The 13,635-nt window shown below is 60.1% G+C and carries 10 protein-coding genes; 3 read left to right on the top strand and 7 right to left on the bottom strand.

What is annotated here, in order from left to right:
• Window positions 1-313: 313 nt before the first annotated feature.
• From K7A42_RS03515 to bcp, 5 genes are all read right to left on the bottom strand, one after another.
• Complete coding sequence (locus tag K7A42_RS03515; RefSeq protein WP_004442420.1) at window positions 314-739, bottom strand: NUDIX domain-containing protein; 426 nt, start codon at window positions 737-739, stop codon at window positions 314-316.
• Window positions 740-747: 8 nt separating this feature from the next.
• Complete coding sequence (locus tag K7A42_RS03510; RefSeq protein WP_004442417.1) at window positions 748-2,244, bottom strand: DEAD/DEAH box helicase; 1,497 nt, start codon at window positions 2,242-2,244, stop codon at window positions 748-750.
• Between the two features lie 219 nt (window positions 2,245-2,463).
• Window positions 2,464-3,762, bottom strand: coding sequence for a M23 family metallopeptidase (locus K7A42_RS03505; RefSeq protein WP_184285699.1), 1,299 nt, complete (start codon window positions 3,760-3,762; stop codon window positions 2,464-2,466).
• A 92-nt stretch (window positions 3,763-3,854) separates the two neighbouring features.
• Window positions 3,855-4,676 carry a ferritin-like domain-containing protein gene (locus K7A42_RS03500; protein WP_081093403.1) on the bottom strand — a complete coding sequence of 274 codons (822 nt, stop codon included), beginning with the start codon at window positions 4,674-4,676 and terminating at the stop codon, window positions 3,855-3,857.
• A gap of 17 nt (window positions 4,677-4,693) precedes the next feature.
• Entirely contained in the window at window positions 4,694-5,161 is a 468-nt protein-coding gene (gene bcp, locus K7A42_RS03495; protein ID WP_004442409.1) for a thioredoxin-dependent thiol peroxidase, read from the bottom strand.
• Between the two features lie 235 nt (window positions 5,162-5,396).
• Here bcp and K7A42_RS03490 point away from each other — a divergent pair, with 235 nt between their 5' ends.
• Window positions 5,397-8,780 carry a DUF3971 domain-containing protein gene (locus K7A42_RS03490; RefSeq protein ID WP_282454867.1) on the top strand — a complete coding sequence of 1,128 codons (3,384 nt, stop codon included), beginning with the start codon at window positions 5,397-5,399 and terminating at the stop codon, window positions 8,778-8,780.
• A 45-nt stretch (window positions 8,781-8,825) separates the two neighbouring features.
• Here the strand turns inward: K7A42_RS03490 and tyrS are convergent, their stop codons facing one another.
• The gene (gene tyrS, locus K7A42_RS03485) at window positions 8,826-10,079 is read right to left on the bottom strand and encodes a tyrosine--tRNA ligase (protein WP_112635834.1); all 1,254 of its coding nucleotides are present in this window, start codon (window positions 10,077-10,079) and stop codon (window positions 8,826-8,828) included.
• Between the two features lie 149 nt (window positions 10,080-10,228).
• Here tyrS and K7A42_RS03480 point away from each other — a divergent pair, with 149 nt between their 5' ends.
• On the top strand, window positions 10,229-11,350 hold the full coding sequence (locus K7A42_RS03480) for an anhydro-N-acetylmuramic acid kinase (protein WP_282454866.1): 1,122 nt from the start codon (window positions 10,229-10,231) through the stop codon (window positions 11,348-11,350).
• 85 nt (window positions 11,351-11,435) lie between these two features.
• Here K7A42_RS03480 and K7A42_RS03475 read toward each other — a convergent pair whose 3' ends face one another.
• On the bottom strand, window positions 11,436-12,113 hold the full coding sequence (locus tag K7A42_RS03475) for an alpha/beta hydrolase (RefSeq protein WP_003522662.1): 678 nt from the start codon (window positions 12,111-12,113) through the stop codon (window positions 11,436-11,438).
• A gap of 211 nt (window positions 12,114-12,324) precedes the next feature.
• Between K7A42_RS03475 and K7A42_RS03470 the strand changes: the two genes are divergently transcribed.
• A complete protein-coding gene (locus tag K7A42_RS03470) occupies window positions 12,325-13,494 on the top strand; it encodes a cysteine desulfurase family protein (RefSeq protein WP_282454865.1) in 1,170 nt (389 codons plus the stop codon).
• The last annotated feature ends 141 nt before the right edge of the window (window positions 13,495-13,635 follow it).

The raw sequence follows: 13,635 nt of genomic DNA, 5'->3' as shown, positions 1-13,635 counted from the left end.
CTCGGAAAGTGTTCCGATTATAAGCACTGCCAGACTATATTCGCTTCCATATTCTATTTTTTTTATTACGTATAAACCGCTTCAGGAAACTGGGGCGGTTTTTTACATAGCTCTAATTTAAGCAATTTAAAATTGAATTTGGAGAACTTTACGCAAAGCCGTTCTCTCGCGATAAGCGTTCCAGAAATGAAATGGCGTGGATTAAGCGTGCCGTTGTCCGAAATTCTGGCTTCGACCCAATCTGATCCGCCGTTTTCGATTTTGAAAATTCCGCATCCGACGTCATTATTCGACGCCCGGGGCTGCCTCAGCATTATTTCAGAGCGGCCAGAGCGTCCTTTGCAAAGGCGGAGATCGGCTCAGGAAGTTTGTCGAGATCGAACCAGTCGATGGCGGAGAGCTTATCCGGCTCCGTAAGCGAGGGCTGACCCGTTGTGTCGCGGGTGACGAAGATCAGGGAGACCCAGTGATGGCGGTCTACTGCGTCGATAAATTCGCTATGGCAGAGAAATTCGACGTGGCCGATCGTCAGCCCGGTCTCTTCCTCGGCTTCGCGCCGCGCCGCGGCTAGCGACGTTTCGAGATGATCGACTTTGCCGCCAGGGATGCTCCAATACCCGGCTTCCGGCGCTTTCATGCGCCGGCATAAAAGGAGGCGGCCTTCACGCAATATGACAAGGCCCACGCCGACGCCCGGAAAATCGAGGCCCGGCTTGATGGTCGACGTCATCGTGTCCATTGCTGTGGTCAGGCCTTGGCGTTGGCCACGATCAGCATGAAGGCGGGAATGTCATCGCCGAAGCCAACCGGTGTCGGGCCATCGTCATGGTCGCGATAGTGGCGGCGACGGTCGCGGTTGTCGTCATTGGCGTGCAGCGGATTGCGACTGTTGCGGTCGGAATTGCGTGGCGCCTTTTCCTGCTTGCGTTCTGCTTTCACCTTGTCGTCTCCATGAGCCGCGATATCTGCGTCCGCAGCGGATTGTGCGCCCTGATTGATGTTTTCGACCGGTGCGGCGTCCCGGCGGTTACGGTCGCGGCCTCTGCCGCCCCGTTCCTTGCCCCGACGGCCGGAATTGCTTTCAAAGCTTTCCATCGGCGCGGGGAGGGTGGAGAGATCACCGTTCAGCCACTCTATCTTTTCGCCGATCAGCTTTTCGATGGCGTCGAGATATTTGGTGTCGCTTTTGGTGACGATGGTGAAAGCCTTGCCCGAGCGGCCGGCACGGCCGGTGCGGCCGATGCGGTGAACATAGTCTTCCGAATGAATGGGAATATCGAAGTTGAAGACGTGGCTGACATCGGGGATATCAAGCCCGCGTGCGGCGACGTCCGAGGCGACGAGCAGCTTCAGATTGCCGTCCTTGAAGTTCTGCAGCATCGTCGTGCGCGAACGCTGGTCCATGTCGCCATGCAGCGCGCCGACGGAAAAGCCGTGGCGGTCGAGCGAACGGAAAAGATCGGCCACATCCTTCTTGCGGTTGCAGAAGATGATGGCGTTCTTGAGTTCAGCCTCTTCGGCACGGACGAGATCGCGCAGGACGGCGCGCTTTTCGTAGTCTTTGTTATGGGCGGCGACGATGCGCTGGGCAACGGTCTTTGCAGTAGAGGAGGGCTTGGCGACCTCGACACGGACGGGGTTCTGCAGGAAGCGATCAGCCAGCTTCTGGATTTCCGGCGGCATGGTGGCCGAGAAGAACAGCGTCTGGCGGGTGAAGGGGATCATCTTGGCGATGCGCTCGATGTCAGGAATGAAGCCCATGTCGAGCATGCGGTCGGCTTCGTCGATGACAAGGATTTCCACGCCGGTCATCAGCAGCTTGCCGCGTTCGCAATGGTCAAGAAGGCGGCCAGGGGTGCAGATCAGCACATCGGCGCCACGTTCCAGCTTGCGGTCCTGGTCTTCGAAGGAAACACCGCCGATCAGGAGGGCGACGTTCAGCTTGTGATTCTTGCCGTATTTCTCGAAGTTCTCCGCCACCTGTGCCGCAAGCTCGCGCGTCGGCTCGAGGATCAGCGTGCGCGGCATTCTGGCGCGTGCGCGGCCCTTCTCAAGCAGGGTCAGCATCGGCAGAACGAATGACGCGGTTTTGCCCGTGCCGGTCTGTGCGATACCGCAGATATCACGCTTTTCCAGCGCCGGCGGAATGGCGCCAGCCTGAATGGGTGTCGGCGTCGTGTAGCCGGCATCTGCAATAGCGGAAAGAACTTTTTGGCTCAGGCCAAGATCAGAGAATGTTGTCAAAGGAAGAACTTTTTCCGTTCTGGTTCGGTAAGAATACCTGCGTGCCGCGACGGCACTTGCAAAGACTTGGCGCGGGGATATGCCCAAATTGCCGGAAAGTCAAGGAAACAACGGGAAAAGCGCGTTAAACGTGCCGCTTGCGACTGGGCTTTTAAGCCTCAGGCGTGGTTTTTCGGGATTTATCGTTAAAAGAGCAAAAAAAGCGTTAAGACCGGGACGCTATTTCAAATAGGTTTTAAGCTCTGCCCCGGCGATCAGAAACCGCATCGGATCCACGGGTGTATCGTTGCGGCGCACTTCATAATGCACGTGCGGACCGGTGGAACGGCCGGTGCTGCCGGCGCGGCCGATTACGTCGCCGGCTTCGACCCGGTCGCCGGCCTTGACCAGAATGGCGGAGAGATGGCCGAATCGGGTCGACACGCCCTGGCCGTGATCGATCTCGACCATATTGCCGTAACCGCCGGAATTTTCCGCTACCGTCACCTTTCCAGCGCCGGTGGATTTGACGTCGGCGCCGGTCTCGGCACGAAAATCGATGCCGGTATGTAGCGCCGGGCGGCCGAGAAACGGATCCATCCGATTGCCGAATCGACTGGTGATCGCCCTGCCGGGTGCCGGGTTGCCGAAGGGCAGGGTCGTCGCCGTTTCCCTGACGACGTCCAGCCGGTTGAGAGCGGTGTCGAGATTGGTCAGCGACAGGCTGAAGGGATCCGTTTCGCCGCGCTCTGGCTCCGCATAGGGTCCGCCAATGTCGGCGGTGCCGCTCTCATCGATCTTGAGCCCGGCCTGGCGGATAATGTCCTGCATCGCGCTCGCCTTGTCTTCGGCGTCGCTCGTCAGTTGTGCTATCCGCGATATCTGCTGGCGCTCGATGTCCTTCAGCGACAGAGTTACCTTTGAAAATACGCGATCGGCGCGGTCCGAGGGCGTCTCGCCGCCTTCCGGCTGGTAAGCAGCCCGTCTGTCGTTCGCGGTGGGTTGTTCCGGCTGTGGTGCGCGCGGTGTCATCAGCTTTTCGATCGCCGAGAGACCGCCCGACAGATCGGCGCGTTTTTCCGGCGCCATCGCGTTTGAAAGGGACGAGGGTGCTGTCGGCGACGTCGCGACGCCGGAGTTTTCCGCGCGTTCCAGCAGTTCGCTCATGCGGCCGTGCCGCGAGGTCAGCGCCGCCTGCTGTTGCAGAAGCTTTTCCACTTTCTTTTCAACGACCTGCTGATCCAGCAACTGCCTGGAGGTGACGCGGTCCACCTGGGCTCTCAGGGCTGCGATGCGGTCTTCGTAATCGTTCTGAATGCGGGTCTGGCGCGCCATTGTCGCGCCGATCAGGTCGTCCCGCAGGATAAGGTAGCCGGTGGCGCCGAGATAACCGAGCGAAAAAAGGCCGATCGTGCAGCCGGCAAGCGCCGCCATCCACGGCCGGATGGTCATGTGCCGCACCTTGTCGCCGCGCGCGAGAATGAGCACGTGCGGCTCACGCTTTTTGCCAAATACCCGGTTTTCCGCCGTATCAGTCACAATCTCTCTCCGGACTGGCCGATTTCTTGAAGGAAATCATAATTCGTTAAGGTTAACGAAGTTTTGCCGGAGTAGAGTTTCGGCAGCGTCGGCTACTGGCTGACGGATGTGAGCGAGCGGTAAAAGGATGGCGTCAGGCCGGCCTCGGCGCGGGCAAGGTCATTAAAGGGCGGTTTCAAAGGGCCGCGGAAATTGGCGCGCACCAGTAGCCTGAAGGTCGCGGCCGGATCCTTTTTCTCACGGGCACAGAGGAACCGGAACCATTTTGCACCGATGGCGACGTGGCCCTTTTCGTCATTATAGATGACGTCCAGAACGGCAGCGCTTTCCAGATCGCCGGTTTCGCGCATCTTCGCCTGCAGGGAAGGGGTGACGTCCAGTCCGCGCGCTTCGAGGATGAGCGGCACGACGGCAAGCCGTGCGGTGAGATCGTTGCGGGTGGAATGCGCCGCCTGCCACAGCCCGTCATGGGCGGGCAGATCGCCATAGTCGGCACCGAGGCTTCTCAGCCGGTCGCGCACCAGCCGGAAATGTTTTGCCTCCTCGAAGGCGACCTGCATCCAGCCATCGAAAAAGGAGTGCGGCACCGGCTCGCTGGCATAACGGGCGACAATGTCGAGCGCGAGATCGACGGCGTTGAGTTCGATATGGGCAATGGCGTGCAGCAGCGCGATACGGCCCTTGACGCTGTGAAGCGAGCGGCGTTCCACTGCGGTCGGCGGAACGAGTTCCGGCTTTTCCGGCCTGCCCGGGCGCTCTGGCAGGGGCGGGTCCAGCGGAGAGCGCAGCGACAGGCGGCGCTCGAACCACCGTGTCGCCGTCTCCTGTGCGAGCGCGGTCTTCCTGTCGAGATCGGCGCTTGCGATAGCATCCGTCGCACCACCGCGCAGCGACATGATTTTGAACGGGGGCATCACAACGGGTTGGCCCCTCAGAGTTTCTTCGCTGCGTCGAGAACGGCCTGGGCATGGCCGGCGACCTTCACCTTGTTCCAGATCTCCGCGATCTTGCCGTCCGGTCCAACGAGGAATGTAGTGCGTTCGACACCCATGTATTTTTTCCCATACATGCTTTTTTCCTTCCAGACGCCATAGGCTTCCAGAACCTTCCTCTCCTCGTCAGACGCGAGCATGACGGAAAGCGAATGTTTTGCCGCAAACTTGTCGTGGCTTTTGACGCTGTCGGGCGAAATGCCGATGACAACCGTGTTGGCCGCTTCGAATTCACCGCCCAGCGCGCTGAAATCGATCGCTTCGGCGGTGCAGCCGGACGTGTCGTCCTTGGGGTAGAAATAAAGAACGACGGCCTTGCCTTGGAGTTTGGACAATGTCACCGTCCCTTCACCGTTGCGGGGCAAAGTGAAATCGGGAGCCGGGCCGCCAATCGTCAAGTCTGTCATAATCTACCTTTCTTTCGCCGGGATGTTGAGTGAAAGTTGCCACATTCGATATATAGCGAAACCGCGCGTCGTCCAGATCACGATTGGGATTTCAGATCGTTTCGACCTCAAATCCCAACCGTGATCCGGGTTAAGGAATTTGAGCGGGATTCCAGACGAGGACCGCTTACACTTTTCGCCATCCCGCTCCGGTGTTGCGGCGAAACAAAAGCTATTCAGGGGCAAATACGGGCGTATGGCTGAAGTCAGGGGTGAAAAGGTCAAGTTCGGCAGGCGCGATATCGTTGCGCTGCACGATCTGCCTTCGGCTCAGGCCGAGGATCCCATCATCGTGCATTGCCCGCCGCCGCGTTCCATGGCGCGTGCTTTCCTCAAGGTTTTCGCGGCTCTTTTCGTGCTCGCCTTCCTCTCCATCGGCGGCATCATTCTTTCCGTCGAGACCGGTTCGATTGACAATGCGCTGTCCAGCCAGGCGCAGCAGGCGCTGGAACGGGCGCTCGGACCGCATTACAGCGCGCGAATCGGATCATCGGCGATCAGGTTCTCCACCGGACTGCGCCTTGCGCTGGTGGCGGAGGATGTGGATATCGTCGAGAAAGAATCCGGCCAGCATCTGAGCAGGGCGCGGGCGATCGGCATGGCGCTCGATCCCCTCGCGCTTCTGGCGGGTCGCGTGTCGGTGGAGAGCCTAGAAGCCGACGGGATGGAGCTGGATACGGCGCTTTTGCCCAAGGGCAACGGGTTCGATCTTGCCAGCGTCAAGCTCGACGCCGTGCCGCTGCAATTGCAGGAAGCCTTCGGGCAGCTCGACAAGCTGGCACAGGCTTTCCTGAGCAGCGGAACCGAGGAAATCGATATTTCCAGCGTCTCCGTTCATCTGCCACCGGGCGAACTGGGAAAGCCGCGCACCATCGAGGTGCGGGAACTGTCGCTGACGCCAGACCAGCAGGGCGGCTATTCGCTTGACGGGGAAACGCTGTTCAACGGCGAAATCGCCAGCGTGTCACTCAAGACCTCAGGTGCGGGCGGCGTGATCGACGGTTTCCAGGCCCGTATCGATGGCTTCGACATTGGCCCGTTTCTGGAAAAATACGATCCGGACGGAAACCTCCATGAGGGGCTGAATGTCAAGACGGGCATCAACATCGTTGCCCGCCGGGCCAAGGAGGGGCAGGAGCCGCGTCTCGACATCTCGCTCGGCCTCGGTAACGGCACGCTTCGGATCGGCGGCGAGGCCCAGCCCTTCACGGCCGGCACTGTGAACGCGCGCTACGATTTCGCAAAAAGCACGCTTGTCATCGACAACTCGCGGGTGGAACTTGGACGCACGATCATTCCGGTCGTCGGCGTAATCAGCGATACGGAGGAGGGTTTTGGTCTGTCCCTCCGCATCGACGATGCGGTTGCTTCGTCCGAAGCCTCGGGCGAGGCCCCGGTTCCTTTCAGCCTGAAGGCGGACGGTCACTTCACGGCCGCGACGAAGCAACTCGACGTTTCATCGCTTTATGTCACAAGCCCACTCGGAGACATGGCGGGATCGCTGAAAATGCGGTTCGGCGAAGGGTCGCCCGAAATCAGCTTCGGCGGACAGATACCGAAGATGGAGGCCACGGCGGTCAAGCAGCTCTGGCCTTTCTGGATGGCGCACAAGCCGCGCGACTGGGTGGTTTCCAATCTTTATGGCGGCACGGTCACCAATGGCTCGATCGCAATCTTCATCCCGCAGGGCCGGATGTGCGGTCCCGGTTGCCCGCTGGTGCTCGGCGAGAGCGAAATGCAGATTCGTTTCGACATTGACGATACGCGTCTCAACACCACCGGCGACATTCCGCCCCTGCGTGATGTCGATGCGCATTTCGATCTCGTAGGCGGCAAGATGGCCGTCGAAATCAAGCGGGCGACGTCCTATTTCCCGTCCAACCGTTCGCTGGCGCTTGAGAACAGCCGGTTCGTGATTTCCTCGGTTTATGACAAGCCTCTGCTTGGAAATCTCGAACTCAGCGTATCGGGCTCCGCAGACGCCGTAGCGGAGCTTGCGACACTGAAGCCGATCAACGCGCTCAAGGACACGCAGTTCAAGCCGGAGGATTTCGCCGGCGATGTGCAAGCCAATGCGAAACTGACCATCGGCCTGCTTTCCAGCCAGAACCCGCCTCCGCCGGTGTGGACGGCCGATCTCGATCTGAAAAACCTGTCGCTGACGAAACCCTTCGCCGGCCACAAGGTCACGGCGCTGGACGGCTTCATGACGTTGAACGACCGTCAGCTCCTGCTTCAGGGCAAAGGCCGCGTCGATGACGTGCCGATGGATATCGAGATGACGGAGCCCGTGCGCAAGAACAGCGGTGTGGCTCCCACCCTGTCCCTGAAGGCCACGTTGACCGAAACACAGGTCGCCAAACTCGCGCCGGAGCTGTCCTCGGTTCTCGGCGGCACAACCGTTTTGGAGATCGACGGTGCCGATGCCAAACGCCAGGACGTACGGCTCGATCTGACCAAGGCGTCGATCATTCTTCCGGGGCTTGGCTGGAGCAAGGGCATCGGCATTCCGGCAAAAGCCGCCTTTAGCATGGAAGTGGCGGACGGTCGCACCGCAATCACGGATTTTTCCCTCGATGGCGATGGTTTCGGCGCCGCCGGCGACATTGCCTTCAACAAGAGCGGTCTGATCTCGGCCGATCTCAGCCGCGTGCAGCTTTCGCCCTCCGATAATTATGCCGTTTCGTTAGCTGCTTCGAAAAACGGCTATATTATCAATGCTTCCGGAAAATCCGCGGATCTAAGGCCTTTCCTGTCGAAGCTGCGCAGTCCCGCCGGCGGTGGCGATGGTACGTCTCGTTCGCAGCCATCTCTTTCCATCAAGGCGCAGTTCGACAAGGTCTACGGGTTCAACGATGAGATCCTTGCCAATGTCAATTCCGATGTCAGCGTGCGTGACGGCAAGGTGCGCTCGATCGATTTTCGCGGCGTGACCGGCAACGGACAGGCGGTGGTCGCGCAGACCACCAATCGCGGCGCGACGGGGACTGTGACATTGACCAGCAGCGATGCGGGTTCGCTCGCGCGGTTTGCCAATATCTACAGCCGCATTCGTGGCGGCCTTCTCAACCTCGCACTGACGACCGCCAATGGCAGCGACTGGAGCGGCTCGCTGGATCTGCGCAATTTCTCCGTGGTCAATGAGGCCAAGTTGCAGGACATCGTCGCAACGCCCACGGGCGAGGATGGCAGGAGCCTCAACAATGCGGTCCGCCGCAATATCGATGTCAGTTCGGAGAAGTTCCAGCGCGGCTTTGCTCGGGTTGTGTATGTCAACGGTTCGATCGCGGTGGAAAACGGGGTTGTGCGCGGTGAACAGATCGGCGCAACGTTTCAGGGGCTGCTGAAGGATCAGAATGGCCGCATGGACATGACCGGCACCTTCATGCCCGCCTACGGGCTGAACCGGCTGTTCGGCGAGTTGCCCTTTATCGGCATCTTCCTCGGCAACGGGCGCGACCGCGGCCTGCTCGGCATTACCTTCAAGCTTTCCGGCCAGACGGACCAGCCGAAGCTGACGATCAACCCGCTGTCGCTGATTGCGCCCGGTGTTTTCAGGCAGATTTTCGAGTTCCAGTAAAAAGGGCCGCTTTCGCGGCCCTCAATGACAGGTTCGGTGTGGGCGTCAGGCCGGGCGAACCAGCACGTGCTTCTTCTTGCCTACCGACAGCTTGATGACGCCGTCACCGGTCACTTCGCCGGTGCCGATCATCTGGCGCTCGTCGGAAACGCCCTGATCATTGATCTTCACCGCACCGCCCTGAACGTGGCGGCGGGCCTCGCCATTCGAACCGGCGAGACCTGCGCGGACGATGAGCGAGAGGACGCCGACGCCAGCTTCAAGTTCGGAGGCCGGAACCTCGATGGAAGGCAGGTTTTCGGCCAGCGCGCCCTCTTCGAAGGTCTTGCGCGCCGTTTCCGCGGCTTCTTCCGCAGCGGCACGGCCGTGCAGGATTGCGGTTACCTCGGTCGCCAGGATTTTCTTCGCCTCGTTGATTTCCGATCCACCGAGCGTAGCCAGACGCGCGATCTCTTCCATAGGCAGGGTCGTGAAGAGCTTGGCGAAGCGAACGACGTCGGCATCTTCGGTGTTGCGCCAGTATTGCCAGAAATCATAGACCGGCAGCAGGTCCTTGTTCAGCCACACGGCGCCCGAGGCCGACTTGCCCATCTTCGCACCCGAGGAGGTGGTCAGAAGCGGCGAGGTCAGCGCGTAAAGCTGGGGCGTCCCCATGCGGTGACCGAGGTCGATGCCGTTGATGATGTTGCCCCACTGGTCAGAGCCGCCCATCTGCAGGCGGCAGCCCGTGCGCTGGTTCAGTTCCACGAAATCGTAGGCCTGCAGGATCATGTAGTTGAATTCGAGGAAGGACAGCGACTGCTCGCGGTCGAGGCGTGTCTTCACGCTGTCGAAGGACAGCATGCGGTTGACCGAGAAGTGGCGGCCGACGTCACGCAGGAATTCGAGATAGTTCAATCCGCGCAGCCAGTCGGCATTGTTGATCATCAGCGCCGGGTTGCCGGGGCGGTCGTAATCGAGGTAGTTGGCGAAGACGTGCTTGAGCGAGGTGATGTTGTCCTCAATCATGTCGATCGTCATCAGCTTGCGGGCTTCTTCCTTGAAGGAGGGGTCGCCTACCATGCCGGTGCCGCCACCCATCAGCGAGATCGGCTGGTGGCCGGTCTGCTGCAGCCAGTGCAGCATCATGATCTGGGTGAGGTGGCCGACATGCAAACTCGAGGCCGTCGGGTCATAGCCGATATAGGCGGTCACGGTTTCCTTTGCGAACAATTCGTCGAGACCTGCCTCATCGGAGATCTGGTGAATGAAGCCGCGCTCATCGAGCGTGCGGAGGAAATCGGACTTGAACCTGGACATAACCTTTTACTTTCTGGTTTGATCTTTACGGCCATCGAAAACCGGTGACCGTCGCGGCTTTATCATTGTTTTTTGAAATGTGCACCCGTTTCGGCCATGAATGTCGGGATTCAAGGTCAGCATGATTCGAGATTGCGGGAGAGCGGCAGGTGGGCGAGGTGAAAACGGCAATCGGACTGATGAGCGGCACATCGATGGACGGCATCGATATCGCGCTTCTGCGCACCGATGGCGAAAGCGTGGTTCGGCATGGGCCGAGCCGTTATTTTCCCTATGATCCCGGCCTGCGGGCCGTCTGGCAGAAGGCGCTGGTCACGGCCAAATCCATCCGTGAACGGCGCGAACGTCCCGGCGATCTGGAGGAAGCCGAGCGCAAGCTGACGCTTGCCCATGCGGCGGCGGTGAAATCCTTTCTCCATCGTCACCGGCTTCTGCCCGGTGAAATCGATGTCATCGGTTTTCATGGCCAGACGGTGCTGCACCGGCCTGATGATGCGCTGACGGTCCAGATCGGTGACGGACCCTTCCTGGCTGAAGAAACCGGTATCGACGTGGTCTACGATATGCGCGCCAATGACATGGTGCATGGCGGGCAGGGCGCGCCGCTCATTCCCGCCTACCACATGGCGCTGTCTGCCAACCTACCTGACGGGTTTGAGACGCCTGCGGTCTTCGTCAATATCGGCGGTATCTCCAACCTCACCTTCATCGGTGAATCTGGCCAGCTTGCCGCTTTCGATAGCGGCCCCGGCAATATGCTGATCGACCAGTGGATCGAGGCGCATACCGGCAAGGCTTTCGACAAAGGCGGCAGGACGGCGGCGGGTGGCAGCGTCGTTGCCTCGCTGGTGGCGCGTTATATGGAAAGCCCGTTCTTTTCCGGTAATATTCGCCGTTCGCTGGATCGCAGCGATTTTGCGCCCCCGGAAAAGGGTGAGGTCTCGCTGGCCGATGGTGCACGGACTTTGGCGCATCTAACGGGGGCCGCCATTCTGAAGTCGGCAAGCTATCTGCCGGAGGCGGCGAAGACCTATGTGGTCTGTGGCGGCGGGCGGCTCAATCCGGTGATCATGGCGGAGTTTGCAGACCTTGCCGCAAAGGTCGGCGCACGGGTGATCGCGGCGGAAGAGGCGGGGTTCGATGGCGGGGCGATGGAGGCGGAGGCCTGGGCCTATCTGGCCGTTCGGTCGCTGAAGGGGCTGCCGCTGACCTATCCCGGTACGACGGGGGTGAAGGAGCCGGTGACGGGTGGGGTTTTGGTGCGATGCTGATGACGTTGGCGGGTGGGGCTTACCCCCCTCTGCCCTGCCGGGATCATAATAGGTCGATCAAGGCCTGCTTTAAATACGCCCCAAATCACCGAATACGCTTGGCAGCCGGTTCCGGCACAAGCTCGCCGTTCAGGCGACGGTCGAGATAGTCCTCGCATTCGCCCATCAGCTCATCCACCTTGCCGTTGAAGAAGTGGTTGGCGCCGGGGACGGTGCGGTGGGTGATGAGAATGCCCTTCTGCGTCTTCAGCTTTTCGACCAGGCCGTTGACATCCTTTTCGGGCGCGACCTTGTCGGAATCGCCGTTGATGATGAGGCCAGAAGACGGGCATGGCGCAAGGAAGGAGAAGTCGTAGGTGTTCGGCTGCGGGGCAATCGACATGAAACCTTCGATTTCCGGGCGGCGCATCAGAAGCTGCATGCCGATCCAGGCGCCGAAGGAGTAACCCGCCACCCAACAGCTCTTGGAATCCGGATGCAGGCTCTGCACCCAGTCGAGCGCCGAGGCGGCATCGGACAGCTCGCCCGCACCGTGGTCGAACTCGCCCTGGCTGCGGCCGATGGAGCGGAAGTTGAACCGGAGCGTCGTGAAACCGCGCTTCTGGAAAAGATAGAAGAGCTGATAGACGATCTGGTTGTTCATCGTGCCGCCAAACTGCGGGTGCGGATGAAGGATGATCGCGATCGGCGCGCTCTTTTCCTTGGAGGGTTGATAACGGCCTTCGAGGCGACCCGCAGGGCCGTTAAAGATGACTTCGGGCATTGGTACTCCGGTCGTGTTTTTTCATTCTCCAACCGCATTCTTCCGATGAGAAGACTTGACGAACTCTGTCATCTTTTCTAGAACGCAGTTTAGAATAATTCGAAACTTTGCGTGTGCTAAAGCACTCGGGTGGTGTCATAAGGCAAGCGCAACTGTAATTTCAAGAAAAATGCGTTTTCGCGCATTGAAGATTGGATGAAGCCTTTCGGCGATGACGGTTTTGACGCGCACATATATGGACTGGAACGCCACGGCGCCGCTTCTGCCGGCCGTGCGGGAGGTGCTTGTGTCTGCGCTTGATCTTGCCGGCAATCCGTCTTCCGTCCACCGGGAAGGGCGTGCCGCCCGCGCGGCCGTCGAGACGGCTCGCCGGGAGGTTGCGGCGCTTGGCGGCGCTGAGCCGGCGCATGTGACTTTCACCAGCGGTGCAACGGAAGCGGCCAATCTGGTGCTTGTGCCGGAATTCAGGATGGGACGCAGCCCGGTTCGGGTAAGCCGGCTCTATGTTTCCGCCATCGAGCATCCGGCATTCCGCGAAGGTGGCCGTTTCGAAAAGGGTGACGTAACGGAAGTTCCCGTTACGTCAGCGGGTGTCCTTGATCTTGCCGCTCTTGAAGCGTTGCTGTCTTCGCATGACAGGTCGTCCGGGCTGCCGCTGGTCGCTTGCATGCTGGTTAATAACGAGACCGGCATCCTTCAGCCTGTGGCGGAAGCGGCGCGGCTGGTTCATGCGGCGGGCGGTCTGATGGTTGTCGACGCTGTTCAGGCTGCCGGCCGCGTGCCGCTCGATATCAACGCGCTCGATGCGGATTTCCTTGTGATTTCGTCTCACAAGCTCGGTGGCCCGAAGGGTGCCGGCGCTCTTGTCTCGCGCGGCGAGGTGATGATGCCGAAGCCGCTGATCCATGGTGGCGGCCAGGAAAAGGGCCATCGTTCGGGTACGGAAAATACCCTGTCCGTCATCGGTTTCGGTGCCGCTGCGGCTTTTGCCTCCCGGAATGTCGAGGCTGAGGCGGCGCGTCTTTCCGCGCTGCGGGCGCGGCTGGAAAACGGTATGCGCGTGAACGCGCCTGATGTGATCATCCACGGTGAGGATGGCATGCGCGTCGCCAACACAACGTTTTTCACGCTTCCGGGCCTGAAGGCCGAGACCGGGCAGATCGCCTTCGATATAGAAGGTATCGCACTGTCGGCAGGGTCGGCCTGCTCATCGGGCAAGGTGGGCGAAAGCCATGTGCTGAGCGCGATGGGGCACGATCCCAAGCTCGGCGCGCTCAGGATTTCCCTCGGTCACGCAACTGACGAGGCCGATATCGACAGGACGCTTGCGGCGTTTGCGAAAATTGCCGGACGGCGCAAGCTTTCCGGTCAGGCCGCGTAAAATGCGGCAAAGAATTGCGGATTAGCAATTTTCCGCTTGCCGGGATGTGTGAAAAGCGCCATCCCGCACCTACATGGGTATAAGCTCTGCCCCGGCCGACGGCTCGGAGCGATTTGCCCGAAGATGAATAAGGCGGCTTTC

Origin of the sequence: Agrobacterium sp. InxBP2, assembly GCF_026191755.1 — a bacterium.
GTDB lineage: Bacteria > Pseudomonadota > Alphaproteobacteria > Rhizobiales > Rhizobiaceae > Agrobacterium > Agrobacterium pusense.
The sequence above is the reverse complement of the archived record's forward strand: the minus strand, read 5'-3'. Positions and strand labels throughout refer to the sequence as shown.

Excerpts from the sequence above, each read along its gene's own strand:
- K7A42_RS03515 (WP_004442420.1), bottom strand. The coding sequence starts at position 739 with ATGGACACGATGACGTCGACCATCAAGCCGGGCCTCGATTTTCCGGGC.
- K7A42_RS03500 (WP_081093403.1), bottom strand. The coding sequence starts at position 4,676 with ATGCCCCCGTTCAAAATCATGTCGCTGCGCGGTGGTGCGACGGATGCT.
- bcp (WP_004442409.1), bottom strand. The coding sequence starts at position 5,161 with ATGACAGACTTGACGATTGGCGGCCCGGCTCCCGATTTCACTTTGCCC.
- K7A42_RS03490 (WP_282454867.1), top strand. The coding sequence starts at position 5,397 with ATGGCTGAAGTCAGGGGTGAAAAGGTCAAGTTCGGCAGGCGCGATATC.
- tyrS (WP_112635834.1), bottom strand. The coding sequence starts at position 10,079 with ATGTCCAGGTTCAAGTCCGATTTCCTCCGCACGCTCGATGAGCGCGGC.
- K7A42_RS03475 (WP_003522662.1), bottom strand. The coding sequence starts at position 12,113 with ATGCCCGAAGTCATCTTTAACGGCCCTGCGGGTCGCCTCGAAGGCCGT.
- K7A42_RS03470 (WP_282454865.1), top strand. The coding sequence starts at position 12,325 with ATGACGGTTTTGACGCGCACATATATGGACTGGAACGCCACGGCGCCG.